The 25674-nt window shown below is 69.0% G+C and carries 14 protein-coding genes; 8 read left to right on the top strand and 6 right to left on the bottom strand.

Annotated elements, in window-relative coordinates; all coding sequences use genetic code 11:
- Together ACFP3H_RS06120 and ACFP3H_RS06115 are read left to right on the top strand one after the other, a co-directional pair.
- On the top strand, positions 1-10216 hold a 10216-nt coding region (locus tag ACFP3H_RS06120), incomplete at its 5' end, for an amino acid adenylation domain-containing protein (RefSeq protein ID WP_378600777.1).
- Entirely contained in the window at positions 10213-10989 is a 777-nt protein-coding gene (locus tag ACFP3H_RS06115) for an FkbM family methyltransferase (RefSeq protein WP_378600774.1), read from the top strand. The genes ACFP3H_RS06120 and ACFP3H_RS06115, both read left to right, overlap by 4 nt.
- A 3-nt stretch (positions 10990-10992) precedes the next feature.
- Here the strand turns inward: ACFP3H_RS06115 and ACFP3H_RS06110 are convergent, their stop codons facing one another.
- The 5 genes from ACFP3H_RS06110 to ACFP3H_RS06090 all read right to left on the bottom strand — a co-directional run bounded on the left by ACFP3H_RS06110 (position 10993) and on the right by ACFP3H_RS06090 (position 15858).
- The gene (locus ACFP3H_RS06110; RefSeq protein WP_378600771.1) at positions 10993-12657 is read right to left on the bottom strand and encodes a substrate-binding domain-containing protein; all 1665 of its coding nucleotides are present in this window, start codon (positions 12655-12657) and stop codon (positions 10993-10995) included.
- Positions 12658-12807: 150 nt separating this feature from the next.
- Complete coding sequence (locus ACFP3H_RS06105) at positions 12808-13062, bottom strand: WhiB family transcriptional regulator (protein ID WP_378600768.1); 255 nt, start codon at positions 13060-13062, stop codon at positions 12808-12810.
- Positions 13059-13601 (bottom strand): HNH endonuclease, encoded by a 543-nt coding sequence (locus ACFP3H_RS06100; RefSeq protein ID WP_378600765.1) that lies wholly within the window; start codon positions 13599-13601, stop codon positions 13059-13061. Before ACFP3H_RS06100 ends, ACFP3H_RS06105 begins: the two co-directional genes overlap by 4 nt.
- A 293-nt stretch (positions 13602-13894) precedes the next feature.
- Positions 13895-15184 carry an acyl-CoA dehydrogenase family protein gene (locus tag ACFP3H_RS06095; RefSeq protein ID WP_378600762.1) on the bottom strand — a complete coding sequence of 430 codons (1290 nt, stop codon included), beginning with the start codon at positions 15182-15184 and terminating at the stop codon, positions 13895-13897.
- A 2-nt stretch (positions 15185-15186) separates the two neighbouring features.
- Positions 15187-15858, bottom strand: a complete 672-nt coding sequence (locus ACFP3H_RS06090) for a TetR/AcrR family transcriptional regulator (RefSeq protein ID WP_378600759.1) — start codon at positions 15856-15858, stop codon at positions 15187-15189.
- Between the two features lie 161 nt (positions 15859-16019).
- On the opposite strand from ACFP3H_RS06090, the gene ACFP3H_RS06085 reads away from it, so the two are divergent.
- Entirely contained in the window at positions 16020-18203 is a 2184-nt protein-coding gene (locus tag ACFP3H_RS06085; protein WP_378600756.1) for a malate synthase G, read from the top strand.
- Positions 18204-18655: 452 nt separating this feature from the next.
- On the top strand, positions 18656-19999 hold the full coding sequence (locus ACFP3H_RS06080) for a DUF6630 family protein (RefSeq protein ID WP_378600753.1): 1344 nt from the start codon (positions 18656-18658) through the stop codon (positions 19997-19999).
- A gap of 139 nt (positions 20000-20138) precedes the next feature.
- Here ACFP3H_RS06080 and ACFP3H_RS06075 read toward each other — a convergent pair whose 3' ends face one another.
- Positions 20139-20363, bottom strand: a complete 225-nt coding sequence (locus ACFP3H_RS06075; protein WP_378600750.1) for a peptide deformylase — start codon at positions 20361-20363, stop codon at positions 20139-20141.
- Positions 20364-20612: 249 nt separating this feature from the next.
- Here ACFP3H_RS06075 and ACFP3H_RS06070 point away from each other — a divergent pair, with 249 nt between their 5' ends.
- From ACFP3H_RS06070 to ACFP3H_RS06055, 4 genes are all read left to right on the top strand, one after another.
- A complete protein-coding gene (locus ACFP3H_RS06070; RefSeq protein WP_378601612.1) occupies positions 20613-21554 on the top strand; it encodes an SPASM domain-containing protein in 942 nt (313 codons plus the stop codon).
- Positions 21555-22348: 794 nt separating this feature from the next.
- Positions 22349-23050, top strand: coding sequence for a TetR/AcrR family transcriptional regulator (locus ACFP3H_RS06065; RefSeq protein WP_378600747.1), 702 nt, complete (start codon positions 22349-22351; stop codon positions 23048-23050).
- A gap of 4 nt (positions 23051-23054) precedes the next feature.
- On the top strand, positions 23055-24029 hold the full coding sequence (locus tag ACFP3H_RS06060; RefSeq protein WP_378600744.1) for an SDR family NAD(P)-dependent oxidoreductase: 975 nt from the start codon (positions 23055-23057) through the stop codon (positions 24027-24029).
- Positions 24019-25671, top strand: a complete 1653-nt coding sequence (locus ACFP3H_RS06055) for an AMP-binding protein (protein ID WP_378600741.1) — start codon at positions 24019-24021, stop codon at positions 25669-25671. The genes ACFP3H_RS06060 and ACFP3H_RS06055 overlap by 11 nt, the downstream gene beginning before the upstream one ends.
- The last annotated feature ends 3 nt before the right edge of the window (positions 25672-25674 follow it).

Genomic DNA, 25674 nt, shown 5'->3' with positions numbered 1-25674 from the left:
CCCGCGGGCCACCGCTCTCGTCGGCGCCGACGAAACCCTCACCTACGGTGAACTCGACCGCCGCTCCGACCAGCTCGCCGCCGTGCTGGCCCGCGCTGGTGCCCGGCCGGGAACCTATGTGGCACTGGCGCTTGCGCGCTCGGTGGCCTATCACGTGGCGCTGTGGGCGATCACCAAGACCGGTGCGGCGTTCATGCCGTTGGATCTGCGCTACCCGCAGGACCGCCTCGCCCACATGGTCGCCGACTCCGCCGCGGTCCTCGGCGTGACCACCGGTGACGCCCTGGCCTCGCTGCCCGACCACGTCGCCTGGGTGTGCCTCGACGATCCGGCGACCATCGCCGAACTCGCCACGGCGCCTACCGATTACGAGCACATTCCCGCGCGTCTCGACGACGCCGCCTACCTGGTCTACACCTCCGGGTCGACCGGGCAACCCAAGGGCGTCGTCGTCACCCACACGGGGTTGGCGGGCTTCGCGGCGGAGAAGGCACAGCACTACCGGGTCGAACGCGACTCCCGGGTGCTGCAGGTGGCCTCGCCCGGCTTCGACGCGGTGATGATGGAATCGCTGATGACCTACGCCGTCGGCGCCGCGCTCGTCGTCTCCCCGGCCGAGGTGTTCGCCGGTGCGGAACTGACCGAACTGATTCGCGCACAACGGGTCTCGCACACGTTCATGACGCCCAGCGTGCTGGCCACGCTGCGACCCGAAGGTCTCCACGACCTGCGGATGCTGACCATCGGCGGCGAAGCCCTCTCCGCCGAACTCGTCGCCGCGTGGGCGCCGGGCCGCCGGTTCCACAATGTGTACGGGCCCACCGAGACCACGATCGCGGTGACCGTCAGCGAGGAACTGCAGCCGGGTGACCCGATCACCATCGGCGCGCCGATCCGTGGCGTCGGGGCCGTGGTCCTCGACACCCGCCTGCGCCCGGTCCCGGTCGGCGTCGTCGGCGAGCTCTACCTGTCCGGCCACGCCCTGGCGCGCGGGTACCTCAACCGTCCCGGCGCGACCGCGGGCACCTTCGTCGCCGACCCGTACGGCGAGGCGGGCACCCGCATGTACCGCACGGGCGACCTGGTCCGCTGGAGCGCCGAGCACACCATCGAATATGTGGGCCGCGCCGACTTCCAGGTGAAGATCCGTGGTCAGCGTGTCGAACTCGGGGAGATCGACGCCGCCCTGGTGGCCTGCCCGCGGGTCGCCTCGGCGATCACGGTGAGCAGGCGCGGACCGGCCGGACAGCCGATGCTGGCCGCCTACCTGGTCGCCGAGGACGGTGCCACGCTCGACACCGCCGCGATCCGCGACCGCATCGCGAGCGCGCTGCCCGAGCACATGGTGCCCTCGGTGATTACCGTCCTCGACGAGATGCCCGTCTCGGCGACCGGCAAGGTGAACCGCCGCGCCCTGCCCGAACCCGTTGTCGAGGTGGCTGATTCGGCGGTGGCGGCTGTCGCGACCGCGCTGGAGGCGACCATCGCCGGGATCTTCGCCGAGGTGCTCGGGGTGGCCTCGGTCGGCGCCGACGAGTCGTTCTTCGCCCTCGGCGGCGACTCGATCATGTCGATCCAGCTGGCCTCGCGCCTCAAGGCCGCGGGCATCGTGGTCACGGCCCGCGACATCTTCGAGAACCGCACGGTGCGTGGACTGGCCGGCGTGGCCGAGGACACGGGCCGCGCGGTGCTGACGGAACTGCCCGGCGGTGGTGTCGGCGAGATCGCCCGCACCCCGATCGTCTCGTGGTTCCTCGGCCGTCCCGTCGCCGACCGGTTCGCCCAGTCGTTGCTGGTCGAACTGCCCGGCGACGCCCGCCCGGCCGACGTGATCGCCACCGTCGCCGCCGTGCTCGATCGCCACGACATGCTGCGGGCGCGACTGTGCGGCACGGAGTCCGCGCGCTCGGCGACCGTGCCCGAATCCGCCGCGCACCTCGAGGTCCTCCCGCGCGGTGCGATCGATGCCGACACGGTCGTGTCGGTGCGCCGCTTCGGGGCCGAGAACGCCCCCGGCAGTGCGGGTTTCACCGCACTGGCCGAGGCCGCCCTCGAGCACGCCTCCGCCCGACTGAGCCCCGCCGACGCGGCCATGGTGCAGGTCGTGTGCCTGCTGCCCGAACCCGGCGTCGACGCGCCCGGCCGCGCGCTGATCGTGATCCACCACCTGGTGGTCGACGGGGTGTCCTGGCGCATCCTGGTCCCCGATTTCGTCACCGCCTGGCAGCAGCTCGAACAGGGCCGCGCGGTCGAACTGCCCGAGGTCGGCACCTCCATGCGGCGCTGGGCCGAGGCCGTGTCGGTCGCGGCCGAGACCCGCGCCGATGAGCTGGACCTGTGGCAGCGCATGGGCGCGCGTCGCGAACCGCTGCTCGGTCGCGCCGCGCTCGACCCGACCGTCGACCTGCACGACACCGTCGAACGGATGACGCTCACCCTGCCCGTCGACCTCACCACCGCCCTGCTCGGCGCGGTGCCGCAGGCCGCGCACGCGGGCACCGACGACGGCCTGCTCGCGGGCCTGGTGCTGGCCCTGGGACGCTGGCGCGCCAAGCGCGGCGTCGCACACACCGGCGCGCGCATCCTGCTCGAAAGTCACGGCCGCGCCGAACAACTCGCGCCCGGCGCCGACCTCTCGCGCACCGTCGGCTGGTTCACCAGCGCCTACCCGGTCGACTTCACCCTCGACGGCACCGACCCGCGCGGCGCGGTCAAGGCCATCAAGGAGCAGCTGCGCGCCGTGCCCGACAACGGCGTCGGCTACGGCATGCTGCGCCACCTGAACCGGCGCACCGCCGACGTGCTGGCCGCGCTGCCCGAACCGCAGATCAGCTTCAACAACCTGGGCCGCGCGGGCGTCGACATCGCCGCGCTCTCGGGCGTGGCCTGGATTCCCGCCGGCGAGAACTTCGACCGGCAGGCGTCCTTCGACCCCGATATGCCCGCCGCCGCGACCCTGTCGATCGACACCAGCGTGCTCGACACCCCGACCGGTCCGAGCATCACCGCCCAGATCGGTTACGCCGCACGGCTGCTCGACGGCAACGATGTCCACGCGCTGCTCGTCGAGTGGTTGACGGCCCTCACCGAGATCGCCGAACACGCCACCCTGCACCAGGATTGGGGTCTGACTCCGTCCGACACCCCGCTCGTCGCGCTCACCCAGCGCGACCTGGACCTGTTCACCGAGCGCTACGGCCCGATCGAGACGGTCTGGTCGATGGCGCCCCTGCAGGCCGGGCTGCTGTTCCACGCCGAACTCGCCGCCGGCGAACTCGACGTCTACACCGCCCAGTCCGAGATGACGCTGACCGGCCCGCTCGACGAGGCCCGGTTGCGTCGGGCCGCCGTCGCCCTGCTGGGGCGCCACCCCAACCTGCGCGCAGCCTTCACCCGCACCACCGACGGCGTGCTGGCCCAGGTCGTCCCGGTCGAGTCGCCGCTGCCGTGGCGCCGCGTCGAGGCGCCGGTGTGGGCGGTGCCCGAGATCCTGGCCGTGGAACGTGAGACCGCGTTCGATCCCGCCGATCCGCCGCTGGTGCGGTTCGTGCTGGTCGCGGTCGCGCCCGGCGAACACCGGCTGCTGATGACCGCGCATCACCTGCTGCTCGACGGATGGTCGCTGCCGCTGATGCTGCGCGATCTGGTCGGGCTCTACGCCGCGGGCGAGAACGCCGCCCAGCTGCCGCCCGCGCCCTCCTACGGCGACTACCTCGCCTGGCTGGCCCGGCGCGACACCACCGCGGGCGTCGAGGTCTGGCGCGCGGCCATGGCGGGCTTCACCGAACCCACCCTGATCGCCGACGCGGGCAGCGACGGCACCGTCGAGGTGCCCACCGACCTGAGCATCGACCTCGACGACCCCACCACCACCGCCCTGACCGAACTGGCCCGCGCCACCGGCGTCACGATGTCGACCATGGTGCAGTTCGCCTGGGCGACGGTGCTGGCCAACCAGCTCGGCCGCGAGCGCGTCGTGTTCGGCGAGACCGTCTCCGGTCGACCCGCCGAGGTCGCCGGCGTCGAGTCGATGATCGGCCTGTTCATCAACACGCTGCCGGTCCCCGTGCACGTGCGCGGCGAGCAGACGATCGCGCGGGCCCTGGAACAGTTGCAGGACAGCAAGACTCGCCTGCTCGACCACCACCACGTGGAACTGTCCGGGATCATGGCCGCGCTCGGCGGCGGACAGCTGTTCGACACCCTGGTGGCCTACGAGTCCTACCCGGTCGACAGCAGCGGGCTCGGCGACGCCGAGATCGACGGCGTGCGGGTCACCGACGTGGTCGGCACCGACGCCGCCCACTACCCGATCACCGTGCAGGCCCATCACACCGACACCCTGCACATCCGGGTGCGCTACCAGGCGGGTCGCGTCGACGCCGTCACCGCGACCGGCCTGGCCGCCCGCGTCGAACGGGTCCTGCGCGGCATCGCCGTCGACCCGAGCGCGCGGGTCGGCGAGCTCGACCTGCTCTCGGTCGCCGAACGCGTGGCACTGGTCCCGGCCAGGGGCGCGCGCGCGGCGGCACCGCAGGCCCTGACCGACCTGCTGCGTCGCGGTGTGGCCGTGCGGCCCGACGGGGTGGCGGCCCGGTGCGGGTCCGAGGCCGTGACCTTCACCGAATTGGACACGCGCGCACACCGATTGGCGCACTGGCTGATCGAGCGGGGCGTGCGCTCCGGCGACACCGTCGGTCTGGTCATGCCGCGCTCGATCACCCTGATCACCGCCCTGTGGGCACTGGCCGAGGTCGGTGCGGCCGGCGCGCTGCTCGACCCGCGCAACCCCGACGAGCGGCTCGCGGTCATGCTGTCCGACTGTGGGGCGCGGGTCGTGCTCACCGTCGCCGATACCGCTGTGCCGGAAGGGGACTGGTCGCGCCTGGTCCTCGACGATCCGACCGTCCAGGAGCAGATCGCGAACCAGTCCAGCGAGGTCGTTTCCCCGACCGTGCGCGCCGACGATCTGGCCTACGTCATCTACACCTCCGGCACCACCGGCACCCCCAAGGGCGTCGCCGTCACCCAGTCCGGCTTGGCGAATTTCACCGCCGCACAACGTGATCGGTACCGGGTGAGCGCCGATTCGCGGGTCCTACAGTGCGCCGCACCGGGTTTCGACGCGGTGATGCTCGAGCTGCTGATGGCCCACCCGAACGGTGCGGGCCTGGTCATCTCCGCCCCCGACACCTACGCCGGAACCGAACTCGCCGAACTCATCCGCGACACCGGGGTCACCCACGCCTTCCTGACCCCGACCGTGCTGGCGACCATGTCACCCGCCGGGTTGGACAGCCTCGAGGTCCTGGTCGCCGGTGGCGAGGCGGTCCCCGCCGACCTCGCCGCCGTCTGGGCGCCCGGCCGCCGCATGTTCAACGGCTACGGCCCCACCGAGACCACGATCATGGTCGCCATCAGCGACCCGCTCGTGCCCGGCGCGCCCATCACCCTCGGTGGCCCGATCCGGGGCACCCGCGCCATGGTCCTGGACACGCGCCTGCGTCCGGTCCCGGTCGGGGTGACGGGCGAGCTGTACGTCGGCGGCATCCAACTGGCCCGCGGCTACCTGGGCCGACCCGCCACCACCGCCGCGACCTTCCTCGCCGACCCCTACACCCCCGGTGCCCGCATGTACCGCACCGGTGACCGGGTGCGCTGGACCGCCGACCACACCCTGGACTACGTGGGACGCACCGACCACCAGGTCAAGATCCGCGGCCAGCGCATCGAACTCGGCGAGATCGAAGCCGTCCTGGCCGGCGATCCGGCGGTCACCCACGCGGTGGCGCTGGTGCGCACCGACGAGCACGGCACCGACCGGCTCATCGGCTACCTCACCGGCGATTCCGTGGACCCCGACCAGGTCCGCGCGGCGGCCCGGCGGCGACTGCCCGCCCACATGGTCCCCGACCTGTGCGTGGTGCTCGACCACCTGCCGCTCACCACCTCCGGCAAGCTCGACCGGGCCGCCCTGCCGATGCCGGCCTTCGCCGCCGTCGGGTACGTGGCACCGGCCGACCCGACCGAACAGCTCGTCGCCGAGATCTGCGCCGAGGTGCTCGAACTGCCGCGAGTCGGCATGCGCGACAGCTTCTTCGACCTCGGGGGCAACTCGCTGACCGCCACCCGGTTGACCGCGCGTCTGAGCTCGGCCCTCGGGGTCCGGGTGGCCGTGCGTGACCTGTTCGAATACCCGACCATGGCCGACCTGGCCGCGCGCCTGACCGGCCGCGACCACGTCGAACGCCCGGCGCTGACCCCGCGCGGGGAGACCGGCCCCGTGCCGCTCTCGCCCGCCCAGCAGCGCATGTGGTTCCTCAACCGCCTCGACGCCTCGGTCGGCGCCTACAACGTGCCCCTGGTGATCCGCCTGACCGGCGAACTCGACGGCACCGCCCTGCGCGCCGCCTGCGCCATGGTGATCGACCGGCACGAGTCGCTGCGCACCAAGTTCCCGATGATCGACGGCGCGCCGCGCCAGGTGATCGTCGAGGCCGAGGACGTGGTGCCGGACCTGACCCCGGTGCCGATCGAGGAATCGGTGCTGCCCAAGGCCGCCGCGGCGGTGCTCTCGGCGAGCTTCCAGGTCACCGAGGCGCCCCCGATCCGCGCCGAACTGTTCGAACTGGGCCCCGACGATCACGTCCTGGTCTTCGCCGTGCACCACATCTGCGCGGACGGCCTGTCGATGATCCCGCTGGCCCGCGATGTCGCGGCGGCCTACCACGCGGTCACCACCGCCAGCGCTCCCGCGTGGCCGCCGCTGACCGTGCAGTACCCGGATTACGCGCTGTGGCAACGGAGTCTGCTCGGTGACGAGCACGATCCGCAGTCGCTGCTGTCGCGGCAGCTCGACTACTGGCGCGAGGCGCTGGCCGGGCTGCCCGAACTGCTCGAGCTGCCCACCGACATGCCGCGCCCGCCGGTCGCGTCGATGCGCGGCCGGGTCACCGACTTCGCCATCGAACCCGAGCTGCAGGGCCGCATCGGCGAGCTCGCCAAGGCGGCCGGGGTGACCCCGTTCATGGTCGCCCACGCCGCGCTGGCCATCCTGCTCGCCCGGCTGGCCGACACCGACGATGTCGCGGTCGGCACCCCGGTGTCCGGGCGTGGCGAGCGCGAACTCGACGACCTGATCGGCATGTTCGTCAACACCGTCGTGTTGCGCACGCCGGTGCCCGCCGACCAGTCCTTCGACGCCCTGCTGGCCCAGGTCCGTTCCGCCGACCTGGCGGCGCTGGCGCACGCGGAGGTCTCCTTCGAACAGGTCGTCGAGGCGCTGAACCCGCCGCGCTCGACCGCACACCTGCCGCTCTACCAGGTGACCATCGACTACCAGAACCTCGACCAGGTGGTGCTGGAACTGCCGGGCATCACCGTGCGACCGGTCGAGGACTTCGTCGAACAGGCCCAGTCGGACCTGAACGTGAAACTGGTCGAACGCTTCGACGCCGACGGCAACCCCGCGGGCACCATCGGCCGATTGACCTACGCCACCGACCTTTTCGTCGAGGAGTCGATGCAGCGGTTCGCCCGCTGGTACATCCGCATCCTCGAGGCGGTCACCGCCGACCCGCACGCGATCGTCGGCGACATCGAGTTCATGGATCACCGGCAGCGACTCGAAGTCCTCGACGCCGCAGGCGAACTCGGCGTCGCCGTCCCCGAGGCGACCATCGCCGACCTGTTCGCCCGCCGGGCCACCGCGGCCCCGGACGCGGTGGCGGTCACCGACGGCACCACCGTCTTGACCTACGGGGAGTTGGCGCAGCGCGCCGAAACCGTGGCCGCCCGCCTGATCGCCCACGGCGCGGGCCCGGAAACCCTGGTGGCCGTGGCACTTCCGCGCTCGACCGACCTGGTCGTCGGGCTGCTCGCGGTGGTCATGTCGGGTGCGGCCTACCTGCCCCTGGACGTGGCCTACCCGGCCGAACGACTGCGCTTCGTCCTCGACGACGCCGCACCGGTGGCCATGCTGACCACCTCGGCGACGGTCTCGCGCGTGCCCGAATTCGCCGGCCCGATCATCGAACTCGATGACGACACCGCCGCCGCCGGTGTGCAATTCACCCCCGTCAGTCCCGACAATCTCGCGTACATGATCTACACCTCGGGCTCGACCGGGCGACCCAAGGGTGTGGCCGTCACCCACCGCGACGTCGTCACCCTGCTCACCAACGCCGCGACGAAGTTCGACATCGGCAGCGACGACGTGTGGACGCTGTTCCACTCCTACGCTTTCGATTTCGCGGTCTGGGAGATGTGGGGCGCCCTGCTCTCGGGCGGCCGCCTGGTGGTCGTCGACTACGACACCTCCCGCACCCCCGACGCTTTCGTCGACCTCGTCGCCCGCGAACGCGTCACCGTGCTCAGCCAGACCCCCTCGGCGTTCTACGGATTCATCGACGCCCAGCGCCGCCTGCGCGCCGACGATCTGGCCCTGCGCTACATCGTCTTCGGCGGTGAGGCCCTCGACCCGGCCCGCCTGGGCGACTGGTTGCGCGAGCACCCGGCGGGCACCCCGCGCCTGGTGAACATGTACGGCATCACCGAGACCACCGTGCACGTCACCTACGCCGATATCGACAGGGCCGAGGGCGGCGGCATCGGTCGCGCGCTGCCGGGCATGGCGGTCTACGTCCTCGACGATCGGCTGCGGCCGGTCCCGGTCGGCGTCGCCGGCGACCTCTACGTCGGTGGCGGCCAGCTCTCGCGCGGCTACCACGGCGCGGGCGCGCTCACCGCGGGCCGTTTCGTCGCCGACCCGTTCGGCGCCCCTGGCACCCGGCTCTACCGCACCGGCGATGTCGGCCGGTGGCGTCGCGGCGGGACCGGACTGGAACTGGACTACCTCGGCCGCGCCGACGCCCAGATCCAATTGCGGGGTTTCCGTATCGAATTGGGCGAGGTGGAGTCCGCGCTGCTGCGCCATCTCGGCGTCGCCCAGGCGGCCGCCGCGGTGCACCGCCACGCCGAGGGCGTCGACCAGCTGATCGGCTACGTCGTCCCCGCCGACGGGCACGACCTCGACCCGGACGCCGTCCGCGTCACCGCCGCCGAACTGCTCACCGGCTACATGGTGCCCTCGGCCGTCGTGGTGCTGCCCGCGCTGCCGGTGACCGTCAACGGCAAACTCGACCGAAAGGCTCTGCCCGCACCGGACTTCGAGCGCGCCGCGGATGCCTACGAGCCGCCGCGCACACCGACGGAGATCGCCATCGCCGAGGTCTTCGCCGAGACCTTGCGGGTGGCCAGGGTCGGGGCAGGCGACGGCTTCTTCGACCTGGGCGGCAACTCGCTGCTGGCCACCGTGGCGGTGACCCAGCTGCACGCCCGCGACGTGCGGATCGAACTGCCGTGGATGTTCGACGACGCCACCCCGCGCGCGCTGGCCCGCCGGGTCGACGAGGCCGAGGGCGGTTCGGGCATGCAGGTCCTGCTGCCGCTTCGCCCCGACGGCGTCGACACCCCGCTGTTCGCGATCCACCCCGCCGGTGGTTTGGCCTGGTTCTACGGCGGCCTGGTCGGACACCTCGGCGACACCCGCCCGGTGTTCGGACTCCAGGACCCGCACGTGGTGGCCGGAGAACCCAGCGCCACCTCGATCGAGGAGCTGGCCCAGCGCTACGTCGAGGAGATCCGGCGCACCCAGCCGCGCGGCCCCTACCACCTGCTCGGCTGGTCCCTCGGTGGCGAGATCGCCCACGCCGTGGCCACCCGCCTGCAGGATCAGGGCGAGCGGATCGGGGTCCTGGCCATGATGGACAGCGCCGCGGGACCGCTGGAAACCGCCGCCGGGCCCGACTCCGCGCCGGGCGAGCTGATGGCCGACCTGCTCGGCGGGTGGCGCGAGCTGTTCGATCTCGGCGACACCGTCTCCGCGAGCACCACCGACCAGGCCTGGCAGGTGGTGCGTGACCAGATCACCGGCACCGGGCTGTTCAGCGGCGAACAGATCGACCGGGTGATGGAGAGCTTCGCTACCGCCGGCGAGCTCGCCGACAGCTACACCCCGCGCACCTTCGTCGGTGACCTGGTGTTCTTCACCGCGGGCAAGGACCGCGACGACACCGAGGCCATCGCGGGCACGTGGCAGTCCCACATCACCGGCACCATCCACAACACCGTGCTCGACGCACGCCATCTCGAACTGACCCATCCCTCCGCACTGGCCGTGATCGGCCCGATCCTCGAAGGATTCATGACGTCATGACAACTACACAGCAGCAACTGCGTCTCGACGACGGGCGCACTGTCACCTGCACCAGTCCGGCCGAAGCGCGCATGCTCTGGAACGAGATGATCACCGACGGGTACTACCGACAGGCCGCGGCCACCCTGCGGCCGGGCGATCTGGTCGTCGACATCGGCGCCAATATCGGGCTCAGCGCGATGATGTTCGCCGAGACCGTGCCGGGCGTGCGGGTGATCGCGGCCGAACCGGCCCCCGCCACCTACGACTGCCTGCAGCGCAACATGGGCGCCTACGTGCCCGACGGCGTCGCCCTCGAGGTCGCGGTCGGCGCCGCGCCCGGCGTGCTGCCCTTCACCTGGTACCCCCGCGCCACCGCCAACTCGAGCCTCTACGCCGATCGCGAGGCCGACGACGACGCCACCAGGACCTTCCTGCGCAACAGCGGTCTGCCCGACGACGCCATCGCCATGATCACGCGCGGGCTGCACGACGGCGAACAGATCGAGGTCGAGGTCACCACGGTCTCGGCGATCCTGGCCGCGGAGAACCCGACCGCCGAGATCGGGGTGCTGAAGATCGACGTCGAGCGGGCCGAGTTCGACGTCCTGCTCGGCATCACCGAGGCCGACTGGGCTCGCGTGCGCACCGTCGTCGCCGAGGTCCACGACCACGAGGGCCGCCTGGCCCAGTTCTGCGACCTGCTCGCCGCGCACGGGCTCACCCCGCAGACCAGGCAGGACTCCTCCCTGGCCGGCACCGAACTGCACGAGGTGTTCGCCACCCGCGAGTGAGGGTCACGGGGTGGTCAGTGCCTTGACCACCGCCGTGCCGAAGCCGAGGTCGTTGCTGGTCGGCAGGCGGGTGTAGGTGCCGCCGGTCTGCTGGGCGAGGGTCTGCAGGGTCTGCGTACCCTCGCCGCCGACCACCACGACATCGATGCGCACCGGCTTGCCCGAGCTGGTGGCCGCGGTGATCTGCTCGACCAGGGCCGAGCCGGTCAGACTCGAATCGTCGTCGGGGCCGTCGGTGATCAGCAGGATCGAGTTCGTCCGGCCGGGGGAGTAGGCGGCGACGGCGGCCTTGTAGGCGGCGAGCAGGCTCGGATACGCCTGATCGGCGCTCTGCTGGCTCGGCTTCACCGTGGTGATCGCCGAGCCGACGGCATTGCGCTGGGAATCGGTGAGGATCCCGGTCGCCACCTGGACCTGGTACGGGTTGGCGCCGTCGAGGTTCTTGCCGAAGGTCCACAGCCCGAGCCCGAAGTCGGGCGGCATCACCTGCAGCGTGGAAGCAACCGCGGCGATCGAGTTCGACAGGCGCGTGGTCGACCCCTCGGCCGTCCCCATCGACGACGAGACATCCAGCAGCACAGTGGCATTCACACCCAGCACCGGGTTGTCGAGGGTGGCCCGCACCTTCTCGAGCACCGCGCGCGGCGGATTCGCCGGCGCCGAGCCGATCGCGGGTCCGAAGCCCTGCGCGGCCAGCGCGCCCGCCTGTTCGGGGGCGCGCAGGAAGTCGATGAACCGCGACGCGATCAGATTCTGGGTCTTGTCGACCCACGGACCCGACAGCAGCGCGGCCGGATAGTCGGCCAGCGGCGCACTGCCGAGGGGCCGATAGGCGGTGAGCCCGCCGGTGCCCAACTGCTGCTGGGGCGCGGCCACCGCGTGCACGGGGTCGGTGGGCGCGCCGGTGATCTGCGACATCGCCGCCATCGAGTCGGGCGGGGTCTGCGCGTCCACGGCGAGCCCGGAGATCGCGGCCACCACCTGCCCGGACGCGGCGCCCTGTTCGGCCAAGGGTTCGGTTCCCGAGAGCGCGGACCCGATCGAGGCCGCCGCGGCGGTCGTCGCGTCCCCGCTGGGCAACGCCATCCGCAACCCACCCCAGCCCGACAGGCCGATCTCCTCGAGGCTGCCCTGCTGCAGGCGCGGCAGATCGCCCCAGGTGATCCGGTGCTGTTCGAGGGCCTGGCGCAGCGCGTCGGGCACGGCCAGCACGATCGGGCTGGTGGCGATGGAGGCCGGGGTGCCCTCGATCAGGCCGGGCACGCGCACCAGTTCGATCGACCGGCTCGAATCGGCGATCCACAGTCCCGGCTGCGGGCCCAGCGCCGGATCCCAGCTCGCGCTGTCGGCCAGCCCGGCCACCAGGGCCGCGGCCGGGCGCGCGGTCACGTTCACCCGCGCGCAGTGATCGCGCACCCGCGGCTCGGCCGCGTTGTAGCGTTCGGCGGCCTCGCGCACCGGACCGGCGATGGCCGGGTCGACCGAGACCTCCAGCGACGCGGGCCCCTCGACGCACTCGGCGGCGGCCGCGACATCGGTGGACTGCGCCCGGTCACTGAGCTGGAACCACGCGAAAACGGCGACGATCACCACCACGAGCACCGCTACCGCGATAACCGGACCCTTGCTGATACCGCGAGATCTGGTCCCACTGCGATGCGTACCCACGCGGCAAGTTTAAGGACATCGCGCCGCAGCGCCAGACGGCGGCCACCATCGCGCATCCGCGCAGGTCATCGCGCTCGCGGCCGGGGTGAGCGGCGCCACGGGAGCCACGCGCGAGGGCCGGGCGTCACAGTCGACACCCGGCCCTACCCCTCACGAGCGGATCACCCGGCCGCGGTCGTACTCACGGCCACCCCACACCCCCGACTGACCCGTGCTCGCGGCGTACTCGGTGCACGCCGCCAGCAGCGGGCAGCCCGCGCAGATCTCGCGGGCGTAGTCGAAGTCCTGCGACGGGTAGGGGAACCACGCCTCGTGGTTGGGATCCCCCCGGCAGGCGGCGCGGTGCCACTGCCCCGAATCGGACAGGGTCAACAGTTCGGTCAGTGCGATATCGGTGGTGGTCACGGCGCGTACTCCTTCCAGATCCGACGCTGCGCGCGAGCGAGCGGGTCGGGAGCCTTGGGCTCCCACAGCAGCCGCATCCCCGCCTCTTCCGGGGTGCGGTCGGCCTTTGTGCTGTTGCAATTCGCACAGCAGGCCACGAGATTGCTCCACGTATTGGGACCGTTGCGGCTACGCGGACGGATGTGATCGACGGTGTGCGCCCAGCCCGCGCAGTACCCGCACCGGTGCTTGTCGCGCCGCAACACCCCGGCCAGGGTGGCGCGACTGTCGTCCCCGATCGGCGCGACGTGAGCCAGGTACACATAGCGCACCAACCGGATCGTCTCCGGCAACCCGATCACCAGGTGCTGCGACCGGATCGGAAAGTGCGGCACCCGCTCGATCACGGTCTCGGCCGCACCACTGATCAGCAGTGTCACGGCCCGATCGGCACTGATCTCGTCCAGGGCCTCGTAGCTGGCGTTGAGCACGAGCACCCTGGTGCGTATCCAGGTGTCGGAAGCGGGCGCCGTCGAGTCGACGGCATGACGGATCGTCATGGGAATCACCATGTTTCGCGAGAATCGAACGCGGGGGCAGGACAGGAAAGGAGATGCGGTCAGACCGCGAACCGGAGATCGGCCGCGGTATCGATACCCAGGCGCAAGGCGCTCCGGGCCGAACCCACATGGCGATAGTTCATATCCGATTCTCGCTGTGGCACTTGCTGTTTCACGGCCGTCTCCTCCTCTCGAAGCTGCTCGTCGGTAACTCGCCCGATGCGAATCCCCCGCGTGGAATTCATGGTGACACAACCGGAGCAGAATGTCGGCCCATTTATTTCCGCCCTCGGTCAGAGGTTGCCGACCTCGCGTTCGAGGCGGCGGGCTACCAGGTCGCGGGCCTCTTCGCGGAGTGTGGGGCGGTAGGCGGTGGGGTAGACGGGGTCGGCGGGGGCGTAGGTCTTGAGGACTTCCTTGGCGAGGGTGATTTTGTGGACCTCGGTGGGGCCGTCGGCGATGGCCATGACCTCGGCGTAGGTGGTCATGTCGAGGAAGGGGAGGTCGTCGCTGACGCCCATGGCGCCGTGTAGGTGCAGGGCGCGGCGGGCGATGTCGTTCATGACCGTCGGCATGGCGATCTTGATGGCGGCGATGTCCTTGCGCACGGCGCGGTAGTCCTGGGCTCGGTCGATGCGCCAGGCGGTGCGCAGGACGAGCAGGCGGAATTGTTCCATCTGGATCCAGCTGTCGGCGATGCGCTCCTGGGTCATCTGGAATCCGCCGAGCACCCCTTTGCGGGCCGGGCGCGACACCGCGCGCTCGCACATCATGTCGAATGCCTTGCCCACCATGGCGACTGTGCGCATGGCGTGGTGTACGCGCCCACCACCGAGCCGGGTCTGTGCGACCACGAAGCCGGCCCCTTCCGCGCCGAGCAGATGATCGGCGGGCACCCGCACATCGGTGAAGCGCAGATGCCCTTCGTGCTCGCTGAACCCGGGCACCGTGAAGTTGCGCACCAGCTCGAGGCCGGGGGTGTCGGCCGGCACGATGAACATCGAAAGCCGTTGGTGCGGTGCGGCTTCGGGGTCGGTCACCACCATCACGATGTGGAAGGTGGCGAACTCGGCGAAGGAGTTGAACCACTTCTCCCCGTTGATCACCCACTCGTCCCCGTCGCGCACGGCGGTGGTGTGGAACGCGGTCGGGTCCGAGCCGCCGGTGGGTTCGGTCATCGCGTAACAGGACCCGATCTCACCATCGAGTAGCGGTTGCAGGTATTTCGCCTGCTGCTCGGCCGTGCCGAAGTGAGCCAGGATCTCGGCATTGCCGGAATCCGGTGCCTGACAACCGAATACCAGCGGCGCCCAGATCGACGTCCCGAGCACCTCGTTGAGCAGCGCGAGTTTCAACTGACCGAACCCGGGCCCGCCCAGCTCGGGACCGAGATGGCACGCCCACAACCCCTGCTGCTTCACCTGCTCCTGCAGCGGCCGCATCAGCGCCCGGATCTCGGGATCGGTGCGGTCATAGGGGTTGGGGTAGAGCAGATCCAGCGGTTCGACCTCGGTGCGGACGAACTCCGCGACCCAGTCGAGCTTGCGCTGGTAGTCCGGGTCGGTCTCGAAATCCCATGCCATGGTCAGCCTTTCGCCTTGTCGACCGGAGCGCACAGCCCGGACAGAACGGTGTCGGTGAGAATCTCGGCGATCTCGGCGGGGGAGTGCGCGCCGCGTTCGCGATACCAGTAGGCCAGCGAGTTGAGCATGCCGAGCAGCCCGTTGGTGACGATGTGATCGGCCGTGCGCAACTGCCCGCGCGAGCGCCCCGCGTCGATCACGTCCTGCCACTGCCGCTGGAGTCGATCACGCAGGCGCTGAAGTTCCGCCGCGTGCTCGGGGGAGAGCGCGTCGGCGTCGCGCAGGTGCACGGCCACCGCCAGCCGATGCGTGACGATCAACTCGACATGCCCGCGAATCAACCCGCGCAGCGTGTCGACCGGCTCCGCTCCCGCCGCCACGACGCGCTCGGCGGCCTCGAGCAGCAGCAGGGTGTAGTCGCGCAGCAGCTCCCACAGCAGTTCTTCCTTCGACCCGATGTGGTAGTACAGCGCGCCCCGCCCGACATCGGCCCTGGCCCCGATCTCGGCGACCCCGGTGGCGTGGAACCCCCGCTCGGCGAACAGCGCGAGCGCCGCGGCATTGATCCGCGCGCGGGTATCGGTGCGATCGGTGGCGCGCGGACGCCCGCGACGACGCACGGGAGCGACCGGTTCGGTGGTCACGGCGCCTCCGATCGGTCGAGCTCGCGACATATTGTTCCGGTCAGTACATTAATTCCCCGCCGCCCTACAATCAAGGGGCGGAATGGACACGGCGCGCGCAGCGTTCGAACCCACACGAGATGTCAGCGCTACCCACGGGTAACATGACATCGACTTTTCCCACCCGGTTTTCACCCAAAGTGAGGCAGTAGATGACAGAGCGGAAGCAGGTCGGCGGGCTCCAGGTTGCGAGCGTTCTCCACGATTTCATCGAGAACGAGGCGCTCCCCGGTACCGGCGTGGATTCCGCCGCGTTCTGGGCCGGTGCCGAGCAGGTCATCAACGACCTCGCCCCGCGCAACCGGGCGCTGCTCGCCGAGCGCGACGAGTTCCAGGGCAAGCTCGACGCCTGGCACCAGGAGAACCAGGGCACCGGCTACGACAAGGCCGCCTACAAGCAGTTCCTCACCGAGATCGGCTACCTGCAGCCCGAGCCCGCCGCGTTCCAGATCGGCACCGGCAACGTCGACGCCGAGATCGCCACCACCGCGGGCCCGCAGCTCGTCGTGCCGGTGATGAACGCGCGCTTCGCGATCAACGCCGCCAACGCGCGCTGGGGTTCGCTCTACGACGCGCTCTACGGCACCGACGCCATCCCCGAGGCCAACGGCGCGGAGAAGGGCACCGGCTACAACCGCGTGCGCGGCGACAAGGTCATCGAGTGGGGCCGCAACTTCCTCGACGACGCCGTCACCCTGATCACCGGCTCGCACATCGGCTCCGCGTACTACAAGATCGTCGACGGCGAGCTCGAGGTCGGCCTGGAAGACGGCACCGACATCGGCCTGGCCGACCCGTCGCAGCTCGTCGGCTACACCGGCGACCCGGCCAATCCCACCTCGGTGCTGCTCAAGCACAACGGTCTGCACATCGAGATCCAGATCGATCCCTCCTCGCCGATCGGGTCCACCGACACCGCCGGCGTCAAGGACATCGTCCTGGAATCCGCGCTCACCACGATCATGGACTTCGAGGACTCGGTCGCCGCGGTCGACGCCGAGGACAAGGTCGTCTGCTACCGCAACTGGCTCGGCCTGAACAAGGGCGACCTGGCCGAAGAGGTCAGCAAGGGCGGCAAGACCTTCACCCGCACCATGAACCCCGACCGCGTGTTCACCGCGCTCGACGGTTCCGAGCTGGTCCTGCACGGTCGTTCGCTGCTGTTCGTGCGCAACGTCGGCCACCTGATGACCTCCGACGCCATCCTCGACGCCGAGGGCAACGAGGTCCCCGAGGGCATCCTCGACGGCCTGATCACCTCGCTGATCGCCGTGCACTCGCTCAACGGCACCGCCGCGCTGGCCAACACCCGCACCGGCTCGGTCTACATCGTGAAGCCCAAGATGCACGGCCCCACCGAGGCCGCCTTCACCAACGAGCTGTTCGGCCGGATCGAGGACGTCCTCGGCCTGACCCGCAACACCCTCAAGGTCGGCATCATGGACGAGGAGCGCCGCACCACGGTCAACCTCGCCGCCTCCATCGAGGCCGCCAAGGACCGCGTGGTCTTCATCAACACCGGCTTCCTCGACCGCACCGGCGACGAGATCCACACCTCCATGGAGGCCGGGCCGATGGTCCGCAAGGCCGAGATGAAGGCCCAGACCTGGATCAGCTCCTACGAGGACTGGAACGTCGACACCGGCCTGGCCAAGGGCCTGTCGGGCAAGGCGCAGATCGGCAAGGGCATGTGGGCCATGCCCGACCTGATGGCCGCCATGCTCGAGCAGAAGATCGCCCAGCCCAAGGTGGGCGCCAACACCGCGTGGGTCCCCTCGCCGACCGCCGCCACCCTGCACGCCACCCACTACCACCTGGTGGACGTGTTCAAGCAGCAGTCCCAGATCGCCAAGGGCGGCCCCCGCGCCACCGTCGACCAGATCCTCGAGATCCCCCTGGCCCAGTCCACCGACTGGACCGACGAGGAGAAGCGTCAGGAACTGGACAACAACTCCCAGGGCATCCTGGGCTACGTGGTCCGCTGGATCGACCACGGCGTCGGCTGCTCCAAGGTCCCCGACATCAACGACATCGGCCTGATGGAAGACCGTGCCACCCTGCGCATCTCGAGCCAGCTGGTCGCCAACTGGCTGCGCCACGGCATCGTCACCGAAGCCGACGTGATCGCCAGCCTCGAGCGCATGGCCCCCGTGGTCGACCGCCAGAACGCCAGCGACCCGAACTACCGCCCGCTGGCCCCGAACTTCGATGACAACATCGCGTTCCAGGCCGCCAAGGAACTGGTCCTGGAGGGCACCACGCAGCCCAACGGCTACACCGAGCCGATCCTGCACCGGCGTCGTCGCGAGTACAAGGCGTCGGTCGCGAACGCGTGAAAATGGTTGCGTAGCAACATCTTCCAATAAGGCCCCGCCTCGGATGAATCCGAGGCGGGGCCTTTGCGACATACCCGGAAATCACCGAAAATACCGGCGTGTCACCCTCAAAACGGTCACCAAAACGGCCACACATCGAGCACAACGCACGGTGCCTGCAGGAGCGACCTACCAGTGTGTTCGCGCCTCTCTCAGGAGCTGACCCTGCCGCGAAATGCCGTAGTTTCGGGGTCGCCCGGTGTCATCCGTGGAACCGGACTGCCCGATATCCGAGGTGAGTACAGGTGGGCGCTCGTGGTGAATCCGACTGACCACTCGGCGTGCTGTTAGCGCGGCATGCCGATGAATTTAGGTCAAGTAATCAATCAGCAGCCTGATGTTGGCGGTCTCGGAGTACTTGCTCACAGTGATCGGCATGCAACGTTAGGCTCTGATCAGATCGGAGGCTGTCGGTGCCGATCGGTACGCTGCTGGTGTCACAGGGCACGGAAGGCACGGCAATGGAATACGAGCAGCGTAGGGAAGCGTGGGCGCAGGTCGCGCGGTGTATTGCTCCGACGAACGCCGCCGTAGTAGAAGCGGTTGTTGGCGGCACGAACGACGACCCGTTCGACGACCTGCGATGGGCGCTGAACGACGAGGGGCTCAGCGCTTACATTGATTGGCGGTCCGATCCGGGCGAGATACGCAGCAGCCTCGGAACGCTGAGGACGTTTCCGCGCAAGTTCGGATGGCGTTGGTTCAGTGGGTTCGTCGGAGACAGCGCTGACTGGGAGGCCGGTGACGACACGGTTTCGCTACTCGAGGAAATTGGGGAGCGTTGCCTCGGGTCTGGTTCGGCTCTGTTGTCGTTGGAGCTTGATGCCGACGGGTACGGCCTGACTGTCGTTGACGTCGAACACTCGGAACGGCTTATGCAGTTGAGTGCGCAGTCAGGACGGCAATTACGGCTGGTACGCGTAGGCGCTTGGACGAATGGAGCACACAAGTCCGGTCAGCGACTACGGACGGCCCAAGAGCCAAGTACGGCCGCTCCGTCCGCTCGGCTTCGAGCACGGGCGGTCAAGCGCGCCGCTGGCGCGGATCGCGTCTCGCGTTTGATGAACGACACCGCCGAGCGGTTGACCGCAGCCATGGCGGAAGCGGGTTTCGAGATATCGGAGGCACTGGACGGTCAGCCTGCCGAGGTATTCCAGGGCAAGCAGGTCAGCTTGCGGAACGTATGGTTCACCTTGCCGGACAGCGGGGTTCCGGGAATGACCGCTGCGGTCGTGGCCAAGTTTTCGCGGCGAGGGTTGGGCTTTCGTGGGATGGCATGGTTAGGTTCGGCCGCAGCGGGTGAGATGGCGCGGCTGGTATCGCAGCGGGGACTCAGTGGCGATGATTTGCTCCAGCTGGTCACCTTCGCTCACTTTGACAACCCGAACGATTCGAGTCGAATGTTGTTCTTCTTCGATGAGAGTGACTACGACATCGAGATGTTCATGCGGTACGTCCATGGCCCGGTGGCAGAGTGGCTTGCGGAGCGGGATTCGCTGGAAAAGCTGTTAGAACTCGCCAGGAGCGGCAATTCAATGCATGTTCTCGATCGGGTCAACCCAGACGCGACGCGACTGCGAGCCGTCGCGGTACTAGGGCTCGAGAACAACCAGCCGAACGCTGTTGCGGCGTTGATGCGCTGGTATCTGGCTCGCACAGAGTTCACCCCCAGCGATTCAGCCGAAAGCGCAGCTGTTTTCGACGCGGCGCTGATGCAGAAGTATCCGGCATATGCCCAGGCACGTGCCGTTATGTGATGTGATGTGATGCGAGTTATTGCGGCCCACATGAACGGCCGCGACAGTCGCTGGCATATGGCGGGCATCGGAGCGTTCCGAACGTGGTCGGAACGTCGGCTTCGGCCCCACATCGTCGGCGTCCGGGCTGGACCTGGCATCAATAGGTCCAGTTCATGCCGGCGCCGCGATACCGCTCGACAGAGATCGGTTCCACACCCGGTCTCAGGTGGTCGCGATACAGCGTGGCGTGGAGGTGGTCGACTTCGTGGGCGACCAGCCGGGCGATTCCGCGCTCGAACACGGTATTCCGGGTTTTGCCGTCGATATCGGTGTGTTCGAGGTGGATGGTCAGCGGGCGCGGTACCTGACCGCGCGTGGTCAACCTGCCCAGCGTCGAGCCGACCGAGTTCGCGGATCTGACAGGCTTGCGCAGCTATGTCCACAGCACGCGAAACGTCGAAACCGCCTTGCGAGCCGGACTCCCCGTCGAGATCGGCGTCAACGGAGTCGGCGAACGCCTGGCCCACAACCTAGACGGGGTTCAGCGCCGCTGCCTCCCGCTCGGCGCGCAGGTCACAGCGAATCTGATGTGTGATCGGGCCGGTGATGTGGCGGGAAGTTCGCGCAGAATCTGCAGATCGAGGGACCGCTCACCGGTTGCGGCTATCCGGTCCACCACGCCAGTTTCAGCGTCGGCGGCGATCTGTTCCTGTGCTGCAACGACTACTACCAGCGAGAACGATTCGGCAACATCACTGACGGTTCGATCCATGAGTTGATGACCAGCGACGCCGCGATCACCGCACGTCGCAAGGTCTTCGGTGTCGCCGTCGCCGAAGACGACTTCGTGCGCAGACGCTGCCACAACCAGACTCACCGCCGTCTCGTGAATCCGGCGGCCGGGGTCGTTGAGGTTGCGGATGAGGTCGCCGCGGATGCAGGCCTTGTGGTGTTCGGCGGTGTTGAAGCGGCCCCATTCCTCGGGTCCGGGGATCTTGTCGTCGAGGTGTTCGAGCCAGTCGAGGAAGACCGGGATCGCGGGTGGGATCGTGGGGAGTTTTGCGAGGTCGCTGAGCCCGTAGGTTCGTACCCCGACCGCGGCGAGGTCGCGGACGAGCCGGATGTCGTAGCCGTTGCGGCCGTTGTGGAACCAGGCGGGCAGGTTGTCGAGCCAATCGTCGCCGTGCGGCATCCCGGGGTAGGTGAAGACCGTCGGCTTGGGGGAGGACCGGTCGGGTTCCGGTCCAGCACTGTGCTTGCTGCGCGCCGATGTCGTTGCCGCGCTGGTGGTGTTGATGGCGAGTTGATGAATGTGTCGTGCCGCGAGGTGTTTTCGGTACTGGCGAAGGCTGGCAAGTACCTGATTTCCACGGTGTCGCCAGTCCGCGAGACCAGCGTCGACGCTCTGAACGGCCGGCGTTGTCGGGTCCTGGGGCTCGAGGGTCGCTTCGGCGATGCTGGTCTGCAAGGTCTCGATGAACCGATCGAGTTCCTCGATGAGGTGGGCAAGGTCGTGCTCGCTCGGTGGGTCAGAGGTCGGCGTTGTCATCGAGTTCCTTTCGGATCAGCGTGATCTTGCCCGCGCGGACCAGTGCGATCGCGCGGGCGCGGAACTCGGTCGGGTAGGGACAGCGCACGATGTTCAGCCTCTCGTACAGGCTGTCAGTTAGCCACCGGAAGTGGAACCCGAAGGGTGGGGCAGGTCACCGCTGTCACCGGATCGTGCAGCAGTCCCTTCCTCTTGTGCCGCCGAGTCAGTCGACTACGAAGTGGCGAGCGATAGGAGTGCGCGTTAGATTTGCAGCCAACCGCGGGTGCTGGTCCCGGCTGCCGACGCCAGCATGCCGTGGTGGGCTCAATCGACGAATCGAATCGGAGGGAAGTGCTCCACGATGCGGTGATAAGTCGCACTGGAATCCATCCGGTGGCCATGGCGCCATGTTGCATTGCGAGATTGAGCATGAGGGGTGGGACTATGTTGTGGTTGGTGCGGGGCCGATTGAAAGTGAATGTAGATCGGGTGCTTGGCGTGTAAACCTGCAGGTAAATTAGTGTGCTCCCCGCGCGAGCGGGGATGAGCCTCCGCAGCCGTCGATGGCGTGTGATGACGGCGGGTGCTCCCCGCGCGAGCGGGGATGAGCCCAACGCCGTCACCAAGTTCAACGTCAACCGGCGGTGCTCCCCGCGCGAGCGGGGATGAGCCCGCACTGATCGACTGGCACTCGGTACCGCAACGGTGCTCCCCGCGCGAGCGGGGATGAGCTCAAGGTTGCCCCGCCGACGTCTGTCGGTCTCGCCTCCGCACATCTTGAATCCGATTCAGAAAGTTCTTGACCGGTGTCGCCGGCACCCCTACGCTCACAGTTATTGAATGCGATTCAAAAACCTGGAGGGGTGATGGTTGGTAATCGGCGGGGTGAGGCTTCGCGGGCGGCGTTGTTGGGGGCGGGGAAGGCTGCGTTCAGTCGGGATCGGTATGAGGAGGTTTCGATTGTCGATCTGGCGCGGTCGCTCGGGGTGGCGGCGGGGTCGATCAGTTATCACTTCGGGGGTAAGAGGGGGTTTTACCTGGCGGTTCTCGAGCAGGCGGCCGAGGAGCTCTGGGGGGCGTTGTCGGCGATGCGGGGGCCGGCGTTGGATCGGTTGACGCGGGGGATCGACCTGCTGCTCGATGAGGCCGAGCAGCAGCCGAGGGCGTTCGAGGCGCTGTTCGCTGATGTGGCCGATGCGGAGGTGCGCGCGATTCGCGACCGGCATCGGACGCAGCTGACCGATGCGCTGGTTGTGGAAGTGACCGATTCGGAGTCGTCGCCGGTGTTGCGTGCGGCGATGGCGGGGTTCGTCGCCTATATCGAGGGGCTGGTGCTGCATTGGACGCGCACCCGCGAGATGACTCGCGAGCAGGTCACGGGTCTGGTGGTCGGCACCATGTTCGGCACGATTCTGGCCGCGTTGCGCACCGACCCGAGTATCGAGCTGACGCGACGCGCGATCGATGCCGCGCTCGCGGATCCGCAGGCCGTGGCGTTTCTCGGCTCCCTGTCCACCATGTCGAACACGACGGAGTGATCTGATGTCGGAAGCACTACCCACCGGCCCTTCTCGGATCGCCGAGACCCGGTTGGCGCGCGCGATCGCCTGGGGTGTCGGGCCCCGCGGGTTGCGTGGGCGGGCCGCGTTGCGTCGCGAGGTGGAGGGCAAGGTGGTCGTGATCACCGGTGCGTCCTTCGGCGTCGGTGAGGCGACCGCGCGCTTGTTCGCCGTGGCCGGGGCGCGGGTGGTGATCGCCGCACGGTCGATGGATCGGCTGCTCGAGGTGGCGGGCGAGATCAATGCCGCCGGGGGCGAGGCGCATCCGTATCGGCTCGATCTGACCGACGAGCAGTCGGTCGCCGAATTCGCCGCGGCGGTGCGCTACGACCTGGGCGAGGTCGACGTTCTGATCCACAACGCGGGCAAGTCCCTGCGTCGTTCGATCCACCTGTCCTACGACCGGCCCAAGGACATCACCGCCACCACCGGCGCGAACTACCTCGGACCGATGCGGCTCACCCTGGCCCTGCTGCCCGGGATGCGGGCGCGCGGCAGTGGCCACATCGTGAACGTCTCCACGGTCGGGATCATGTTCCCCAATGCGCCGAAGTGGGGTTTCTATCTGTCCTCGAAGCTGGCGTTCGACTGGTGGATGCGCGCGGTGGGCATGGAGGCCCGTGCCGACGGCGTCACCTTGACCACGTTCTACGGTGGTCTGCTGCACACTCGGATGAGCGCGCCCAGTCGCTGGATGCGGGTGCTTCCCGGGCAAACGCCCGACGACGCGGCGAAGGTGCTGGCCAAGGCCGTGGTGCGCAAGCCGCGCACGATGACACCGCTCTACGGGTTCCCGTCGGCGATCCTCGCGACCGTGTTCCGGTGGCCGCTGGAGCTGCTCGTCGAGCGGATCTTCCGCAACCTCGGCGACACCCAGGCCTCGCTGTCCCGGCTGACCCCGCCGGTGGCGCAGACGGTCACCGGTTCCGACGGGCAGGTGATCGCCGATGTCCGCTGAGCTGAATCACAGTCTGCGCCAATGGCGTTCGGCGATCCCGGCGGTCCTGTCCTCGGGGATGCTCACGCCGGTCGGTCCGCGCAAGGCCGCGGCGTTGGCGCGAAGCCTCTACCAGTACGGTCCGAGTCCGGCGATGTTGTTGGCGGCCACCGCGATTCGGCATCCGGACAAGACCGCGATCATCGACGACTCCGGGTCAATGACCTACCGTCGGCTCCAACAGCGGACCGAAGCGATCGCCGCGGCCCTGTATGCGGCGTGCGCGACACCGCCGCGCTCGGTGGGCATCCTCTGCCGCAATCATCGGGGGTTCGCCGAGGCGTTGGGCGCGGGCGCGCAGTTGGGCGCGGAGTTGATCTTCATCAACACCGAACTGCCTGCCGCGCAACTGCAAGCGATCCTGGGCAGGCACAACCCGGACGTGCTCATCTACGACGACGAATACGCGATCACCGTGGAGAAGGCGAACTACGCGGGGTTGCGGGTGTTGGCCTGGCGCGAACCGCACGCCGACCCCACCGGGCTGCCGACGCTGGACGACCTGGCCGCCCGAAACCATCCGCGCCCGCCCCGAGTTCGGCACGCGGTGAAGCTGACCCTGCTCACCTCGGGCACCACCGGGCTGGCCAAAGGTGTTCCGCGCGCGATCAAACCGCACGCGATCGTGTTGTTGACCTTGACCGCGATGGCGATTCTGCGCCTGCGGTCGTCGGACCGGGTGCTGGTCGCGCCGCCGATGTTCCACGGGTTCGGGTTGCTGTCGCTGCTGGGTCCGTTGGCATTGGGCGGAACGGCGGTGTGCCGCAGGCGATTCGACGCCGCGACCGCGCTCGATGACATCGTCCGCCACCGGATCACCGTGGTGATGGCGGTGCCGGTCATGTTGCAGCGGTTACTCGCCGTGCCGGGACTGGCCGAGGGGCGGCCGGCGCGTTCGACGCTGCGGGTCATGGTGACCGGGGCGGCACCGATCTCGCCGACCGCGATCTCGGACCTGATCGAGGCGTTCGGACCGATCGTGGTCAACGGTTACGGCTCGACCGAGGCCGGGCTGGTCACCATCGCCACGCCCGGCGATCTCGTGGTCGCGCCCGACACGATCGGCCGCGCCGCGCTCGGAGTGTCGGTGCGGATCCTGCGCGCCGACCGCACCGAGGCCGCGACCGGGGAGATCGGCGAGATCTTCGTGCGCAGCGGCCTGGAATACACCGGATACACCCCCGACCCCTCGGCGAAGGTCTCGACCAAGGAGGTCATCGACGGACACGTCAGTACCGGGGACATGGGCCATCTCGACGCCACGAATCGGTTGTTCATCGATGGTCGCGCCGACGACATGATCGTCTCCGGCGGCGAGAACGTCTTCCCCGGCGAGGTCGAAGACCGGCTCGCCACCCACCCCGACATCACCGACGCGGTCGTGATCGGCGTCCCCGACCCCGAATTCGGCCAAGTCCTCCACGCTTTCGTCGTGCTCGCCCCCCGAGCCGCGACACCGAGCCAGGACACACTCAAAGCCCATGTGCGCTCGGGCCTCGAACGCTACAAGGTGCCCAAACGTTTCATCGTGCTCGACGAGATCCCCCGCAACGCCAGCGGCAAAGTCCTACGGGCGAAACTGCACACCCTGGCCGGGTCCTGAGTC

Origin of the sequence: Nocardia lasii (assembly GCF_042658545.1) — a bacterium.
Classification (GTDB): domain Bacteria; phylum Actinomycetota; class Actinomycetes; order Mycobacteriales; family Mycobacteriaceae; genus Nocardia; species Nocardia lasii.
The sequence above is the reverse complement of the archived record's forward strand: the minus strand, read 5'-3'. Positions and strand labels throughout refer to the sequence as shown.